This is a genomic window from Thalassorhabdomicrobium marinisediminis (assembly GCF_003072065.1).
GTDB lineage: Bacteria > Pseudomonadota > Alphaproteobacteria > Rhodobacterales > Rhodobacteraceae > Octadecabacter > Octadecabacter marinisediminis.
This window is the reverse complement of sequence record NZ_QCYG01000009.1, coordinates 116,772-132,492: the sequence shown is the minus strand read 5'-3', so window position 1 is coordinate 132,492 and position 15,721 is coordinate 116,772. Positions and strand designations below refer to the sequence as shown.

Genomic DNA, 15,721 nt, shown 5'->3' with positions numbered 1-15,721 from the left:
GACGGACCCGGTCCATGTCCTGGGCGCTGAAGAGGCCATATCGCGCAATCCGGACAAGCTGCCGATGGTCAATCGCGCCTCCGGCCGCGCGGCGCTCATCTCGGCGCGCCCTATGCAGATGTATGACGAGGACATTGTCACGCTGATGCGCAAGGCGGTGCGGCCCAACGGGTCGAGCTATCTGGAGGAGACGCGGTTCGGGTCCTCGGCCTGGGAGAACATCGGTAAGCCCGAGTTTGCAAGGCTTTGGGATGCCGAGGCTGCCTCCTTGCCCAAGACCACCACGACCAAGCTCTACCTGTTGACAGGGCTGCTGTTGCCGATCTGGAAGGACATTCCGACCACCAATGAGCGCATCTACCGGGTCACGCCCGACGGGGCGACCGCGATGATCGGGCGGACTCTGAGCGAGCAAGGCGCGGCCGCGCTGCGCGCCCGCTTCCTCGTGTCCAACCCGCAAACACCGCAGGAGATGTTGACCGCCGCCCTCGGCACCACCGCGCCTGTCGATCTGGGCCGGGGTCTCACCCTGACCCGTCGCCGGGTCGCAGGCGAGATGCGCCTTGAGTTGGGCGGCGCCGACAAGGGCATGATCGACGGCCTCAAGGCCCTCGGCTGCTTCACCGAGATCATCGCCTTCCAGCTACGGGTGTTCCTGCCGCATGGGGACGGGATCGACACGGGCCGCATTCTGGCCCGGATCGTTGGGCAGGGAACCACCAAAGCGGCAGAACAAGCCGCCTGAAAAGCCAAAGCAGGCTTTGGGTGGGGCGTCGCAGATCGGGATTTGTCCGGTCTGCGCGTTCCGGGCGCGCGGGCCAATGCCACGCCCGGCCCCCCAATTGCAGACAAGAGGACAGACCCATGACCAATCCCCAGATCGACTATGCCGCAATGGCGGCTCAGTGGCGTGCAGAGCGCGAAACCACCTTGAAGGCATCTCGAGCGGAGCTGCTCGCGCAACTACGTGCGCTTGGCATCAGCGAGGTGACTGCCGAATACGAAGGCTATGGCGACTCCGGCAATGTCGAGGATGTGACGGTTCAGCCTGCAGAGGTCCGACTGCCGGAGGCGCTTGCCACAGAGATTGGCGATTTCGCCTGGTCGCTCGCCTATCACCATCACCCGGGGTTCGAAAATAACGAGGGCGGCTACGGCACGCTGACTTGGGACATTGCAGCAGACAGCATCACGCTCAATCACGCGGACCGCTATGTCGAATGTTCGCACAGCTATGTCGAGGGTCTTTGAGATGGCCCATCCGCTTCATCATGCTGAAAGCTCTGCCCGGAAATTCGGCGGGGTGCCGTCTGACTATCAGTCCATACATGACTGGTTCGACGCCTCGAAAGAGCACCTCGCGCTCTTTACGCACCGCGCCATGCGTCACCATGCGCAAGGCCTGTTTGAGGCCGAACGGGTTTTTGGCCTGACACTGACCAGTAGTGCGGGCCGCGACATCCCCGTGCGCTGGATCGGCGAGCAGCATATCCGTGAAGACTGCCAGGGCCGCATCCCGAGCATGGCGGACTGGCTGCGACGGATACAGCCTGAGCCATGGATGGCCAATGGCCACATCGACCGGCATTCCGGCGATGAGCCCTGCGGCGACCCAAGGGTTGCCTGGGCCTCCGAGGTCGCCGCCGGAAGAACGGTTCTTGGCCTGAAGGATTGGATGGCGGCGCGCGCGACGCAAGCCACGCAAGGTGCCTGACAGCTCTCAGCCGTTTGCCAAACAAATGCTGCATGGAAGCCCGGTTGGACGACCGGGCTTCTTGCGTCGTTTCCCCACCATTCTTCTTGAGGAGGTTCGCATGACACTCGATGAAATCAAGGCGGCCGTTGATGCCGGCCAGACCGTGCATTGGGCCAATACCGGCTACGTCGTCCACAAGGACCGGCTCGGTCAGTACCTCATCACCTATGTGCCGAACGGAAGCTGCATCGGTCTGACCGACCGGGAAGGGCACCGGTTGAACGGAAAAGAAACGGAGTTTTTCGTCGCGCAATCGAAGGACGCCGCAGAAAATCCAAGCAGCCAATCAAGACCAGACGGGCAGGGGAGGGGCGTAGCACCCGGAGGCGCGGGGGCCTTCCCACTCGGACGGCAGCTCTGACCCGTGGGCGGGGCTGAAAGGAAAGCAGGCTTTCTGATTTGTGATCCCTCAAGGGGTCGAGAAAGCAATCCCGGATGCGTTGGCAAAAACGTCAGGCACCGGCCAATCCAAAAGGAACCATCCCATGTTCGCAGGAACCCTCACCCGCAATGTCGAGACCGCAGCCGCCGAGTACACCGGCATGATCCACTCGACGCGCTTTGACATCGCCATCCAGTTGGAGGCGCGGGCCAAGATGTCCGAACGCAGCCCGGATTTTGACGTGACGGCAGTCAACAAAACAGGCCGCAAGGTGCGCATCGGCACGGCCTGGAACGAGACCGGCAACACCAGCGGCAACCCCTACATCTCGATGCAGATCGATGTCGGCTTGGGCCCCTTCCGGGTCAACGCGGTGCAGACGAAAGAGGCGCGCGCGGCCCAAAGCGGCGAATTCGAGATCATCCCTCTGGTCTCGAACGGCCTGATGAAATCTGGCTCGCTCTCGGGCGAGCTCACCGCCATGGACGCCGACAACGCCTTCACCGGCTACATCGCCAACATGATGTTCGATCTGGAGTTCATCCTGATCGAGAACAGCTACAAGACCGAGGAGACCCACCCCGACTACCGGATCGAGGTCAGCTCGCCCCGGGGCACGCCGATCCGCGTCGGCTCGGCCTGGATGGCCAAAAGCAGCCGCACGGGCAATGACTACTTGTCGCTGCTGATCAACACGCCTGATGGGGACCTGCGCGTCAACGCCGTGCAGAACGAAGAGCAGCGCGGCGGGCAGACCTTCTCGATCATCCCGTTCATCGACAGTGGTGAGCAGCCGCAGGACGCGGGCGTGGGGCTCTCGCTGGTCGCCTAATCAGCGCGCGAGGGGGAGATGATCTGAACCCAAAGGGGAGCCGTGGGACCACGGTTCCCCTTTTTCCATGTCCGTTTGCGTGAAGGACGTCACCCGCTTGCGATCTGGTGTAAATGCGATACAATAATATATTATCGCAATATCGAGGGCGGGCGCGTGGCGGCTAGATCAGGGACGGTTCCATGGTTCGAGAGCTTTGATGTTGAGGCAGAGGTTGCAGATCTCCTCGCCCATATCGAGCGCTGCACCGCATTTGCGCTACCCGCCCGACAGCGCGCCGTCATCATGTCCCATGTAACGGCGAAGCTCGACAAGAACCGGCAGGCGTATTTGGACGCCAAGGCAGCAGGAAAGTCGGTATCCACCTCGCGGCGTGCGTATCTGACCGACCTGCAGGACACGATCTTCATGGCGATCCCGGAGGAGAACCTTGCGCTGATGCCGCTAAGCGAACAGGTCCTGAACGACCCTTCATTTTACGCGGACGCTATGCACAGTGCCGCTGCGATCAGCAGGGATGAGCTTTTCATGGCGTTGTCCTCATCGCTGAACGATATGACGGTCCAAGACGCTCGGGCGTTTGTCTCGAAGCTGTGGCACAGCACGATCGATGACAATTCCCGCAAGTATGCCGAAGCCCTGAAGCGCCCCGAGCGTGAACCGCAGCCCTTTCGCCCGGGGAACACCGTGTAAGATCGGAGCCATTCTCTTGGCTTGAGCCGTACCGAAGTTGGCCGCCTCGAACCCCCTTTCCTGGAGGTGGCATCCTGTGCAGCGTGCGAAAGCCTTTGAAGGTGCTGTGGTGACGTCTACTGTCGCCAACATGATGAACCGGGATCACATGCGCGCCTTCTTGCGGCGCGCCGCGGCGCTTGCCGCTTTTGTCGCACTGCTCTGGGCGGTCCAAGTCGTCAATTGGATCATCGGCTACGGCTTGAACCCGGCCTTCGGCCTGATCCCCCGGCACGTCAGCGGATTGGATGGTGTCATCACCATGCCCCTCCTGCATGGGAGCTTCGCGCACCTTATGGCCAATACGCCGCCGCTCTTGGTGATGGGTGGGCTGCTGGTGGCCACGACCACGAGGGCCTTGCTGCCGGTGAACGCAGTGGTGATCGGCCTCGGCGGCGGACTCGTCTGGCTGTTCGGAAGCTCCGCCATCCATATCGGTGCGTCAGGGTTGGTCTTCGGCTGGTTTGGCTTCCTCGTCGCGCGCGGCTTCGTGGATCGCTCATTGATCACGCTGGGCGCGGCACTGGTGGTCGGTGTCCTCTATAGCTCCATTCTCTGGGGCGTTCTTCCGGGCCAACCCGGCGTTTCGTGGGAGGCGCATCTCTTCGGCGCCATCGCGGGCGCGGCCGCTGCAGCCCTTGTCCGGACGCATGTCCATGCGCCGCGCCTCGGCGGTGTCGATCTGGACTGAAGCGCTACACCTGCCCAAAGCTGCCGCTCAATGAGAGGTCCAATACTGCGACGCAACGATATTAAATATCTAATTTTTCTATTTCAGTTGCGAATTGACCGAGGCTTCCTGCGATCGTTGCAATTCTGGTGTTTGCGACCCATTCTCCGCGTAATGTTAACCAGGTTAGGAATATCCATTAACATTCACCGCATCGATGTCCTCTGGGCAATACTCGACCCCGAACAGAATGACTGATCACTATGGTAATTGCGCTGACACCGATCCGAGAGGGCAATCTATGGTCCGGGTCTACATGGACGGTCGAAGACGAAAATGCGTTGGCCGGGCTGCTTGCTCGCGTGGCCATCGGCCAAGCCAGAGTTGCCGAGCGCATTCTGCACGAGGACGGTTTGGTTGACATCAACTACCCAATGGGCGGCTATGAAAGTGCGCGGAACCTACTCAAGCTTGGCCCAAGTGGTGATCCGGCCCATCGTGATGGTTGGATGTTCCAAGTGATCTCGTGGATTGCCGCGCACCGCGCAGGGAGGCCGGGCATGATCCGGTCGCCACACATGCGACATGCGGACAAGGGCCTCGATGGGCTCTTGGTTGAGTTCGACGACACGGAGATCGCGCGAGTAGTGATCTCTGAGGAGAAGGCAACGGGGAATGCTCGAACTATGGTCCGGGATCGGGTTTGGCCCGAGTTTCAAGACTTTGAGACGGGCAGACGGGATGCCGAACTCGTCGATGGTGTCTCAACGTTGCTTGCGGGTGCCGGGCATCCTAATCCCGATGCCGTGGTTGCCGCCATCTTGTGGACGGAGAAGCGGGCCTACCGGGTTGCGGTAACGATCGACGACACGCACGCTTCGGAGAAAGGCCTCAAGGCTCTCTACAAGGGCTACGAGACAGCAGTCTCCGGCGCGATTGACCGTCGCAGGGCAGAGGCCTTCCAAGTTCAGAATCTCCGGCCCTGGTTCGAAAATATCGCCGTCAGGGCAACCGCCATCATCGATGCCGAGGAGGCCGCCATCAATGTATGACGAGAGAACGGCCGATCTGATCCGATCCGCCCCAGACCTTCCCGGCCTCGATCGAAATCGGTTGCCGGAACAACTGTCGCAAGCGTTTGCTGAGATCGTGTCTGCCCGTATAGCCTTGCGCGATACCGAGACCCCTGCGGGCGACATCAGCGAGACCATCGCGTTCGCGCGTAAGCTTGCCGCGACCAATGAGGTGTTGGTTACGACGAGTCCTGAGCGCGAAAACCGTCGCGCTGCAAGCTTCGTGGCAGCGTCCGCGCATCAACTTGTTCATCAGGCCGAAGCTCTTCTCGGCTTGGCTTCGAGGACTACTACATTCACAGCGGACGCGATCAGTTCCGACGTCTCCGCAATGCTGCTTTTTTTGATCGCAGGCTCGTCTGCCGACGCCACCGAGGTCGCGCGGGCGCTTCGGTCACCGGCGGAAGATCGGCTTCAGCACGAACTCGTACTGAACCTCGGCTGGTTAGCGCGCGGAATGATTGGGCCAATCCTCAACCAGGAGCGGACACCGGTCACCGAGATGATCACTGGCGAAGGCGTCGACGGCACTCGAGCCGCGAGAGCTTTGTATCATCGACTTCTCGAGGGCGTCCGTGCCCTCGCGGCCGTACTTGGGGGCATTCCGGACGCGGATCGGGAGCGACCTGCCGCGGTCTTTCGTGGCGTTGCCAAGGCAGCGAAACCAGACGATGCCATTGCGATCGGAGGCCTACCGCCGATGCTGGTAGCCTCGTTTCCGGGCCCGTTCCATTTGGCGCGGCTTCTAGAAGCGGCGAGTTCTGCGCTTCTCGAGGCGGCAGTCATCAACATCGACCCGCCCGACGGCGTGCCTGCGGATCGCTGGCATCATTCGATGGCACGGATCGCAAAGAAGAGGCCTTACCTCTGGTCGAACCACCTTGCCGCAATCAAAGCGGGCTATCTCAAACCGGGAACATCCTGTGCCGTTGGTTTCCCGACAGGCGCAGGTAAATCGACTACCGCGCAACTGAAGATTCACGCAGCTCTCCTGCGAGACCTAAAGGTAGTTTTCCTCGCACCAACCCATGCGCTGGTTGATCAGACGGCTCGGGACCTGCGGGCCGCCTTCCCGAATACCAGCGTTAAGGGTCAGCGGGCAGATGAGTTCGAAGAAGGCACGCTGCTCGAAGAGCTACCCGACATACTCGTCATGACCCCGGAGGCATGCCTCTACGCGAGTCACATTGAGCCTGAGAGCTTTGCGGATGTTGGATTGCTGATTTTCGACGAATGTCATCTGATTCATCCGAAGACTGACGGGGATCGGCGAGCCATCGACGCAATGCTCTGTCTGATCCGCGTAACCAAGGTCGCCCCGGAGGCAGACCTTGTCCTTCTGTCTGCGATGATGAAGAACACTGGCGAAATTGCCGAGTGGCTTGAGGAGCTGACTGGGCGTCGGTCTATCCCACTTGATGACGTTTGGAAGCCGACCCGGCAATTGCGGGGATGCGTCGTTTACCAGGCGGACGCGATCAAACGTCTTGACGAGAAAATAGAAGATGCATGGCAGAACAGAAAAACAAAAGGTCCGCCTGTAGCGCTTAATCGAGAGTTGCATGCCGCCCCACTTGGCCTTTTCAGCTTGAAGCAGACATGGGCGTCTAAAAGGCGCGACGAGTATGCCCTGCTTTCGCTCTTGGGCCATGAGGTCCTGCTGACGACCAATAAGAAGTGGCGCTTAACCCCAAATTCCGGCGAGCTCGCGTCGCACATCGCTGCATCGGCAGCGAAGGCCGGTCTTCGGACCCTTGTATTCTCCCAGTCAATTCCAAATGCATGGTCAATCGCTAAGAAGGCGTCGGGGATCATCGATGCTCCGCCGACCGAGCTCACGACCGCCGAAATGGGCCTCTACGAGACGGTAGTCGATGAAATGGGCGGTGCGGGCGATGTCTATCTCGCTGTCGAAAACGGCGCTCTGCAAAGCGCCGCCACAGCGCATCACGGCCTTTTGCTCCCCTACGAAAGAGATTTGGCGGAGAGGCTTTACGGTAGGGACGACGGCCTGCGGGTACTCGCAGCGACCCCGACCTTGGCGCAGGGGATGAATCTTCCTGCCGATTTGGTGATCATCGCTGAAGACAGCCGCTTTGATCGTGAAACGAACCGTCGCGATCTTCTCGATGCCGCTGCGTTGCTGAATGCCGCTGGGCGGGCAGGACGCGCGGGTCAAAGCGCGTCGGGTATCGTGCTGATTGTTCCTGGAAAGGTTGTTCCCCTTTCAGATGAAGAGGGAACGATTGGTGAGCAATGGACGCAGCTCCGGGAGGTCTTCAGCCAGTCCGATCAGTGCTTGGTGCTCGAGGATCCATTCGAAGCCGTCATGGACCGTGTCCATCACAAGGCGGAGGACGCCGGAGATCTGGAACGGTATGTCGTCAGCCGTCTAATGGAAACGCCCTCAGGTGGCGAAGACGGAGGCTCGCCTCGGGTCGATCTGTCCCGGAGCCTCACGGCGTTCCTAAAGCGTAAGGCGGGTGACGAACAGTGGGTCGCGAGCCGTACGGAGGCAGCCCTGTCTGTCATGTCCGGCGCCGATGAAGATGCTGTCGTGCTGGATCAGAGATACCGAGACCTCGCCTCCATGGTGGGTCTCCCAGAGGACGTGCTCAAAGCTTTGTCTGACGCGCTTGCCGACGCCCACGATGACATGGCAAGCACGGTGGCCGGGATCTGCGAGTGGATGTTCTCATGGATGGAGGCCAATCCGGGTCACCTTTTCCGAATGATTAAGCCCTCGACCTTCGAAGATCTCTTTGGGAAGACCTATGGAGACCTGGCATCGGATGAAGAGAAAGCGAGGTACGCGGTTCCCAAGCTTGAGGCGACTCTGCGACAATGGATGGACGGTGCGCCACTGAAAGAAATCCAGCAGACGATATCGCCGAATGGGGCTTCGGCGGAGTTCTCGCCTGACGCACGCAAGTTTGTCATCCGCATGATCCCCGACCTGGCGCACGTGATGGGTTTGCCTTCTCGTATGATGCAGATATTCACGCCAGGAGGATCTGAGCCGAATACGGTGGAGGGTGCGGGCCCCCTCCTCCTCGCTCATGTCTGCGTTCGACGAGGGCTTCGAGATGCAGAGATGGCAGCATTTTCGATGTCGGGGGGAGCCTTGCCTCGAAGGGCGACCCATCGGGCGTTCGATGAGGTACGCCCGCATGTGGCTGCAGCAGAAAGCGGCGAGACGCTCGAAAATCTCAAGGAAAGGGTTCGCGCGGGCAAGGAACTCAAGCAGGCAATAGAGGCGTTCTCGAATATTGACCTGGGTCCGTTCGACAGCACCCAGTTGTGACAGAAGGGTATAGTGAGCGTCGAGCAGGCACATCGAAAGTCCGCTTTCCTGCCCATCATGTCGCATGCTGGAGTAGGTACTTTGTATAGCTGGCAGCGGCGTCGCCTGCACATCAACCTTGGCTTCAGCCTTGCGGCCTCCCCAGCTCGGCTTCGCGTGTCGCAGGGGAGAACGGCCCTTCGGTCCGTCGCGCATTCGGCCATGCGGCCTCACCGCGGCGTCGCACCCGGCATCCCGGTTTGCCCGCCTCGCGAGCACGTCCCTCCCCGGCCGCTCCGCCGGATTGCGCTCTGGTCTGTTTTGCGGGGCAAAACGATCCCGCCGCTTCATCCGTCTTCCGCGTCCGGTCGGGTCGTTTGCCTGCTCGGGTCGGGCAAACCTACCGTCAAAACACACACACACATGAGTGCGGAAGCATATCCTCCGGATGGCCCCCAAATCAGCCCGCGTCAAGGATCGCAAAACTTTTCGGCGAGGGCGGGGCCGGTGGCTTGGGGTGAACCCGTGCGTGAGCGCGCGCATGTGTCGGGTGCCGCGCGCAGAAAACTTTTGCGCCCGGCAAGCCGGCGGCTGCGCCGTCCCTGACCCGGGCAGATTCGGAAACCAGGCATTCGGCCATGCCCCCACACTCACGTGGTGGCTCCACAACCGAATACTGGAGACCAGACATGGCTTACGACAATGCAAACACCTACGAGACCATCGAACTTTTCGGACTGACCGAGAAGGACGCACAGCTGCCGATCCCCGAGGATCACATCCTGACCGACCGCGTCATCCGCGAGAGCTTCGAGGCTCTGCTTGGTCAGTTGCGCGGGACCGGGCTCGAAGCAGAAATCGAACCACTGGCCCACGGGTTGGCGACGATACTGCAGCGGCGCAAGGTGGCACTTGGCAAGGAGATTGACCGCACCGCCGACAAAATCGGCGCACTGGCAAAATCCCATGACGGATCAGAGATCGCCGAGACCGCGCTCGAAGAGGCGCAGGCCCGCTTTCTGCAGCTGCGCGAGATTGTCGGCGCCATCGAGGTGATGAGCGAGGCGGCGGCGGAATGCTACGAGATCGAGACCGGCCACGCCTTCATCCCGGCAACCGGATCGCGCGCAAGCGTCCGGGCGCAAGAGACTGGGGCGGTCTTCGAGGCGCGGCAGCTGCTGGAGCAGCACGACCGGGAAACCGCCGAGAAGTCGAAAGTCGAGGGGGTGCCCCTGATCGTCTCAGGCGCCACCGACTGGACCGATGTCGATGTGATCTTCAACACGCTCGACAAGGTTCGCGAGCGGATCAAGCAGAACCGCAATCAGGAAATCTTCCTCTGCCACAAGGGTGGCAAGCACGGGGCGGAGATGATCGCGGCTCGGTGGGCTCGCGCACGGGGTGTCGCACAAGCGCGCTTCGATCCGCGCTGGTCCGCACATGGGCGGGCGGCACCGTTCAAATGCAACGACGAAATGCTGGACGACAAGTTCGCGGCGACGGGGGTTGTGCTCTTCGGCGGCAACGGGGTCGCGCTGAATCTCGGGCAGAAGGCGGAAGCGAAAGGCCTGACGGTCATGCGGGTTGCGGACCCGGCGAAGAAGGCGTCGCAGGATTGAAGAGAGAGGGTCGCCTTCGGGCGGCCCTTTCGTCGTTTCTTATGGGTGTGGACGTTCTCCAAATCACTTTGCCTAGCAATTTCCTGTTTTGATAGGTATAAGTATGCCAAGCAAAACTTGGAAATGATTGGCATGACTCCCCTCAGCAGCATCGCGATGAGCGCCTATACCGACCTGGTGCGTCTTCTGAAGGACGACGCCTTGTCCGGTGTCGAAGGCAAGCCCACGCTCAAGGAGCGTGGGGATAAGGCTTATTGGTATGCCGCTCGTCGTGTCGGGACGGAGATGCGGTTCATCTATATCGGCGAAGACAGCGACGAGACGCGCGCGCGCATCGACCGGATCGAAGAGCTGCGCGCAACGGCCAAGGATCGGCAGGCGGAACGGTCGCGGCTTGTCCGCCTCTTGCGCGCCGAAGGCATGACCCCCACCGACCGGGCAACCGGGTCCATCCTGTCGGCCATGGCCGCAGTAGGGACATTCCGGTTGGGTGGCACCATCGTCGGAACCAATGCATTTCGCCTCTATGAAGGCGAGCTTGGTATCCGTCTGCCAATTGGTGGTATGGCCAATACTGGCGACATCGACATCGCGCAGTTCGAGAAGCTCAGCGTTGCGTTGCAGGATCAGGTCGACCCGGGTCTTGCCGAGACATTCTCGGCGCTCAAATTCGATCCTCTGCCATCTCTTGACCAAGGTCGGACATGGCGATGGGCCCAGGGCGGCAGCGGCCAGTTGGTCGAGTTTCTCACACCGGCGTTCGGAGATGAGACCATCCGTGATCTGCCAGCATTGGGCGTGAACGCCCAAGGATTGAACTATCTCAACTTCCTGATCGCTGAGCCGATCCACGCGGCGGCGATCTATAGATCCGGCGTTCTGGTGCAGGTGCCCCGCCCGGAGCGTTATGCAGTCCACAAACTGATCATTGCCGACCGGCGCCGCGATGGGGCAGGGAGCCTGAAATCCGCGAAGGACCGCGAGCAGGCGGCTTTCCTTATCGAAGCGATGGCCGAGGACCGGCCCGATGATCTGGCTCGGGCCTATGCCACCGCAATGGAGGTTGGGCCGCGCTGGCGGGAGCACATCGGCAACTCGCTGAAGCGAATGCCTGATACCAGCGGGTTGCTCGACAGCTTGGGCGCGTGATGGCCGTAACGGGGTCGCGCTTGGCGCGGCCCTTTCGTCATGTCTCATGGCGCGTGCGATCGGTCACACTTTTTCAGCAACTCGCGGCGGCCAGCACCGTCATCCCTCTACCCAGCCCGTCAGAGTTCGGCCCATCCACATCGGTACGGGCTGGGGATGGTGCGCACCTCGCACATCGTCAGCAGCGCAAGACCGAGGGGGCGAGACGTCGCACATGAGGCTGAAGACCTGCACAACCCTCGGGTGGTGTTTCGGAATATCGCATTCAAGCGGGCGGGCTCCGTAAGCACCCCGGCCAGGCTTGGCGGGACGCGGACGCGGATGGTGGCGACTGCGTGATGGCATAGGTCAATCGGGTCCCTCCTTTTTGCTATGCATGTGGATCGCACGGGGTCGGCCCGTTCGTGCCCTCAGCTCACGCTTCGGCAAGCACAAATACGGCTTCCACGGCGGGGCCGCGGACCCTCCGCATTTGCGCTTGCGACCGGTCCTGTTGCCCCCGTGCCGGGTGATCCTCATCGCAATAAGGAGTAACCCAAATGACCAACCACTACGTCGCCACCGTTCCCGTCAAGTTCACCGATCCCGATGGCCAGGAGCGCACTCGTTTTCAGCGCGTGGGTGCGATGTTCCGCAACACCCGCAACGGGGACGGTTCGGAGTTCTTCAGCCTCAAGCTCGACTTCCCGGTCGCGGTCTCGGAGCTGGTGATGTTCCCGCCGAGCGCGAAGGATCCCCAGGACTAAATCCTCTGGCGAGGATGGGCCGCCCCAGGACGATCTTGGGGCGGCCCGATCCCTGTTCCAGGGACGCCGTGTCCGGCGGTCAGTTCGCCCGAGGTGACCTCCTCTTGGTGCCGGTCGCTGCGCGCGCAACGGACGATCGCCGCTCGGAATGATCAGGCCGCGACAGACCGGCCAGTCAGCCTCAAGGGGGCCATCCACAAAAACCTATCGGCCAGGGCCTCCCGGTTTTCGCGGCAGAGATTTGGCAAGCCAAATCTGGCCCTCCTTGACCCTGCCTGTCCGCCCTGTCGGTGGGGTTTGCGCCCGCCCGCGGTTCCGTCCGAACACATGCGTGTTCGGCCAGAGCCTCGGGCGGGGCTGGTGGACGGGACCCCTAGGATAGGTGGGTCGCCCGGTGGTGAGGGCGGCAGAGCCGCGTCCCTGCGGGCCGCGGCGTGAAGCGGACACCAAGGCTGCCTGAGCCCGAATGTGACGTAAGTATATAATTGACATCTAGGTATATTATCGTAAGGTGGGGTCAGCCTTGGTGGAAGGTGGCAGGAAATAGGGGGTCTTTCTTCGCATGTCTCGCTCAAAACGCCTCACAGATGCGGACCGCATGGAGATCGTTCGCGAAGCTGCGGAAGGCGTTTCCACTTCAGTGCTGGCGGAACGCTTTGGCGTGTCGGCGCGGGCGATTCAGTACACGCTCAAAGCCGATGCCGAGCGCCAGACGGATGCCGCAATTCCGGTCTCAGCGGTCAGTGTGAAGGTCACGGCGGCGGAGCTGGCGGCGCTCGACGAGGTGTTGGCGAAGGCCGGGATCGAGAGCCGGGCCGAGGGGCTGCGGCGGCTCATTCAGGCGGCAGGCGGGGTGTTCGTTCCGGACGCGCAGATGGCGGCCGAGATGGCGCGCTACCGCGCTTCACTGCACGAGGTCGGCAATGGGGTCACGCAAATCGCCAAGCAGATGACGCAGGCCAACCGGCGGGGGCAGGGGGCCGTGGGGGGCACGAGTGCCGAGTTCACCGAATTGCGCCTTGCCCAGATGCGCGGGTTGGCGCGGTTCATTCTGGATTCTGCTGACGAGATCGATCTGCTTCTGCGCCGCCGTCGGGACGCAATGCAGCTGCAGGCCACGGCCGCGCTGAGGGAGTTTGCCCATGCGGCTGAATGATGCCGTCCATGCCGTCACGGGCGAGGTCTTCCGGGATGGCTGGAGCCGCGTCCGGGGCTCAATGCAGGGGCTGCACGTGGCCAAGCAGACCCAGCTTGCGCGCGCGGCAGCAGGCCACCGGCCAGCGGTCTTCAAGGCGATCAGAGGCGGGGGTACGCATACCAAATCGCAGCTCGCAAACCAGCTCGATTACCTCACCACCAAGTCCACCCATATCGTGGACAGTAGCGGGTTCCTAGATGGCAAAGCGAAGCTCGAGTCGGGTGACATCAAGGACCTGACCGAGCGCTTTGCCAAACGGTGGGATGCGGGCTTCAAGCCCAAGCTCGGACAGACCACCCACATGCTCATGTCCTTCCCCGTGGGCACGCGTGGGGAGGATGTGCGCGACATCGCGACGGATGTGGCGGAGCGGTTCTTCCAGACTGATAAGGGGCATTTCGACTACATCATCGCGGTGCATGAGGACCGCGATCACCCCCATGCGCATCTTGTGCTGAACCGCCGCTCGCAAGAAGGCGAGTTTTTCTTCCTCGGCCGCAATCACCGCTTCAACTATGACGACTTCCGCCTCGCCATGGTCGAGGAGGCCGAGAAGTATGGCGTGCGCCTGGAGGCCACGCGCCGGGTGGATCGCGGGGCTGTACATTACCCAGCCCGGACCAGCGAGGTCTACGCCGCGAAAGAAGAGGGTCGCGCGCCCCGCGAGCGCGAACGCGTGGGGCAGGACCTGACCCGGACGCTGGCGGAGATCGCCAACACTACAACCGTCTACCATTCGCTTGCCGCAGAGGCCTCCCGGGAGGCCCGGGAAGACATCGCCGCGGCACTCTTCCGCGCGGGCGAGGTGCTGGCGCATGGCGGACAGATGGACCGAACAGGAGGAGTGTATATGGCCGAGGATCAAAGCTTCGAGGATCTGAGAAGCCTCTATGCGGAAAAGCTCGCGCGGGTGCAGGGCATGATCGCCGAGAAGTCTGACGCGGAACGTCCCGTGCTGGAAAAACGCCTTATCGAGATCCAGACGCAGGTCCAGCACATGCAGCCTCTCGGTTTGCGATCATCCACGCTGTCAGAGACCCCCTCGGAGGGCGGGATCTATTCCGAAGCCAATATTGACGCCAGCCAGCGCGAGCGACTGGCCGAGCCCGACCTGAGATCGCGCATTGACGCGGCACTACGGGGCACCGGGATCAGCACATCGGAAGTGGTGGCCCGGATCGAGACGGGCGCCTCAAATGCAGCGCTCGAGCATCAATGGATCGCCAATGATCTCTCCAAAGTGGCTGAGGCGCGCGATCTGAACCTCGAACGCCGCGCCGATCTGGAACAGGCGCGCGACATTCTCAACGATGTGCACGTCGAACTTGGCACGCTCTTGGAGCGGGAGAACGTGCTGCGCCGGGATGGTGTCATGGAAGCGGACCCGGTCAGCGAGCGGTTCCATTATCATGAGGGCGCGGTCCGGGCGATGGAAGGGACAATCCGTCAGGAAATGCGCGCTGACGGTCTGACAGCGCAGCAGATCGAGGACCGGGACTGGGAGGTTGTCTCACGGGCGGAGCGCCGGATCGAGACGGAGCAGCGCGCGTATCTCGAGGCACACCCGGATCTGCTCGCACGCCCTGGCGATGTGATTGACCGGTCTGAGCCCTACAGGGAGACCATCACCGATGTGGCCCGCGCCAGCGAGATCACCCGCGAGGTCGACCGGATCATGGAGGCACGCGACGTCCGCACGCCCGTTGCAGATGCTGTCACGGATGACTTGCGAGAGCGCTATCCGGACATGCCGTCCCACCTCGCCCGCGGGCTTGGCGCGACCTATGCGGCCGTCGTCGAGATCCGCGACACGGAGGCCATCAACCAGGTCCGCCGCGAAAACGAGTTGCGCGAGGGGCTTGGGTCTGGCACGCGCGACGCACTCCTCGCAGCCCGCGGTGGGACTGCGCCGCAGTCTGACCGTGCCGACCGCCTTGCAGACGAGATTGCGCGTGTCCTGGACCATGAACGGGCGGGGGAGTTGTCCGCGCCCTTCGAGACCGAGGCGGAGCGGGACGCTTTCCGGGGCGAGATCGCGCGGGTGCTGGATGACCCTCAACTTGAGAGGCTCACATCTGGCGATGCCGATGCGCTGGAAAAGGTTCTCGAGGACCGCCTCGACCGGCTCTATGTCGCCAAGGTCTACCTGCAATCGGATGCAGCGACGGCCAACACGGAGGCCTTGCGCCAGGTGGTCGATGATCTCGCCGACACCGAATACGAAAAACACCGCATTGGCGATGTGGATGGCGAGACCGAGCGGGGACAGGTCCATTGAGCG

13 protein-coding genes and 1 pseudogene are annotated in these 15,721 nt (G+C 62.0%); all 14 read left to right on the top strand.

All coding sequences use genetic code 11. The annotated features are described in order from the left end of the window. Window positions 1-745: pseudogene (locus DC363_RS14530) on the top strand (SAM-dependent methyltransferase); the annotation flags it as partial. A gap of 119 nt (window positions 746-864) precedes the next feature. Beyond that, on the top strand, window positions 865-1,251 hold the full coding sequence (locus tag DC363_RS14525; RefSeq protein ID WP_108641877.1) for a DUF6878 family protein: 387 nt from the start codon (window positions 865-867) through the stop codon (window positions 1,249-1,251). A 1-nt stretch (window position 1,252) separates the two neighbouring features. Continuing rightward, on the top strand, window positions 1,253-1,714 hold the full coding sequence (locus DC363_RS14520; protein WP_108641876.1) for a DUF6915 family protein: 462 nt from the start codon (window positions 1,253-1,255) through the stop codon (window positions 1,712-1,714). A 100-nt stretch (window positions 1,715-1,814) separates the two neighbouring features. Beyond that, window positions 1,815-2,117 (top strand): hypothetical protein, encoded by a 303-nt coding sequence (locus tag DC363_RS14515; protein ID WP_108641875.1) that lies wholly within the window; start codon window positions 1,815-1,817, stop codon window positions 2,115-2,117. A 124-nt stretch (window positions 2,118-2,241) separates the two neighbouring features. Further along, window positions 2,242-2,970, top strand: a complete 729-nt coding sequence (locus DC363_RS14510; RefSeq protein ID WP_108641874.1) for a DUF736 family protein — start codon at window positions 2,242-2,244, stop codon at window positions 2,968-2,970. Window positions 2,971-3,126: 156 nt separating this feature from the next. Further along, a complete protein-coding gene (locus tag DC363_RS14505) occupies window positions 3,127-3,663 on the top strand; it encodes a hypothetical protein (protein WP_241963014.1) in 537 nt (178 codons plus the stop codon). Between the two features lie 148 nt (window positions 3,664-3,811). After that, on the top strand, window positions 3,812-4,393 hold the full coding sequence (locus DC363_RS14500; protein ID WP_108641872.1) for a rhomboid family intramembrane serine protease: 582 nt from the start codon (window positions 3,812-3,814) through the stop codon (window positions 4,391-4,393). A gap of 242 nt (window positions 4,394-4,635) precedes the next feature. Beyond that, on the top strand, window positions 4,636-5,424 hold the full coding sequence (locus tag DC363_RS14495; RefSeq protein WP_108641871.1) for a hypothetical protein: 789 nt from the start codon (window positions 4,636-4,638) through the stop codon (window positions 5,422-5,424). Beyond that, window positions 5,417-8,749: a DEAD/DEAH box helicase gene (locus tag DC363_RS14490; RefSeq protein WP_108641870.1), complete on the top strand. Its 3,333-nt coding sequence runs from the start codon at window positions 5,417-5,419 to the stop codon at window positions 8,747-8,749. Before DC363_RS14495 ends, DC363_RS14490 begins: the two co-directional genes overlap by 8 nt. Before the next feature lie 668 nt (window positions 8,750-9,417). Further along, window positions 9,418-10,347: a DUF2493 domain-containing protein gene (locus tag DC363_RS14485; protein WP_108641869.1), complete on the top strand. Its 930-nt coding sequence runs from the start codon at window positions 9,418-9,420 to the stop codon at window positions 10,345-10,347. 156 nt (window positions 10,348-10,503) lie between these two features. After that, window positions 10,504-11,496 (top strand): nucleotidyltransferase family protein, encoded by a 993-nt coding sequence (locus DC363_RS14480; RefSeq protein WP_241963013.1) that lies wholly within the window; start codon window positions 10,504-10,506, stop codon window positions 11,494-11,496. 539 nt (window positions 11,497-12,035) lie between these two features. Further along, entirely contained in the window at window positions 12,036-12,242 is a 207-nt protein-coding gene (locus tag DC363_RS14470; protein WP_108641866.1) for a hypothetical protein, read from the top strand. A gap of 562 nt (window positions 12,243-12,804) precedes the next feature. Then, the gene (locus tag DC363_RS14465) at window positions 12,805-13,398 is read left to right on the top strand and encodes a helix-turn-helix domain-containing protein (protein ID WP_108641865.1); all 594 of its coding nucleotides are present in this window, start codon (window positions 12,805-12,807) and stop codon (window positions 13,396-13,398) included. After that, a complete protein-coding gene (locus tag DC363_RS14460; protein ID WP_108641864.1) occupies window positions 13,385-15,718 on the top strand; it encodes a relaxase/mobilization nuclease domain-containing protein in 2,334 nt (777 codons plus the stop codon). Before DC363_RS14465 ends, DC363_RS14460 begins: the two co-directional genes overlap by 14 nt. Window positions 15,719-15,721: the final 3 nt, after the last annotated feature.

Excerpts from the sequence above, each read along its gene's own strand:
- DC363_RS14495 (WP_108641871.1), top strand. The coding sequence starts at position 4,636 with ATGGTAATTGCGCTGACACCGATCCGAGAGGGCAATCTATGGTCCGGG.
- DC363_RS14480 (WP_241963013.1), top strand. The coding sequence starts at position 10,504 with ATGAGCGCCTATACCGACCTGGTGCGTCTTCTGAAGGACGACGCCTTG.
- DC363_RS14525 (WP_108641877.1), top strand. The coding sequence starts at position 865 with ATGACCAATCCCCAGATCGACTATGCCGCAATGGCGGCTCAGTGGCGT.
- DC363_RS14500 (WP_108641872.1), top strand. The coding sequence starts at position 3,812 with ATGCGCGCCTTCTTGCGGCGCGCCGCGGCGCTTGCCGCTTTTGTCGCA.
- DC363_RS14470 (WP_108641866.1), top strand. The coding sequence starts at position 12,036 with ATGACCAACCACTACGTCGCCACCGTTCCCGTCAAGTTCACCGATCCC.
- DC363_RS14510 (WP_108641874.1), top strand. The coding sequence starts at position 2,242 with ATGTTCGCAGGAACCCTCACCCGCAATGTCGAGACCGCAGCCGCCGAG.
- DC363_RS14485 (WP_108641869.1), top strand. The coding sequence starts at position 9,418 with ATGGCTTACGACAATGCAAACACCTACGAGACCATCGAACTTTTCGGA.
- DC363_RS14520 (WP_108641876.1), top strand. The coding sequence starts at position 1,253 with ATGGCCCATCCGCTTCATCATGCTGAAAGCTCTGCCCGGAAATTCGGC.
- DC363_RS14465 (WP_108641865.1), top strand. The coding sequence starts at position 12,805 with ATGTCTCGCTCAAAACGCCTCACAGATGCGGACCGCATGGAGATCGTT.
- DC363_RS14490 (WP_108641870.1), top strand. The coding sequence starts at position 5,417 with ATGTATGACGAGAGAACGGCCGATCTGATCCGATCCGCCCCAGACCTT.
- DC363_RS14515 (WP_108641875.1), top strand. The coding sequence starts at position 1,815 with ATGACACTCGATGAAATCAAGGCGGCCGTTGATGCCGGCCAGACCGTG.
- DC363_RS14460 (WP_108641864.1), top strand. The coding sequence starts at position 13,385 with ATGCGGCTGAATGATGCCGTCCATGCCGTCACGGGCGAGGTCTTCCGG.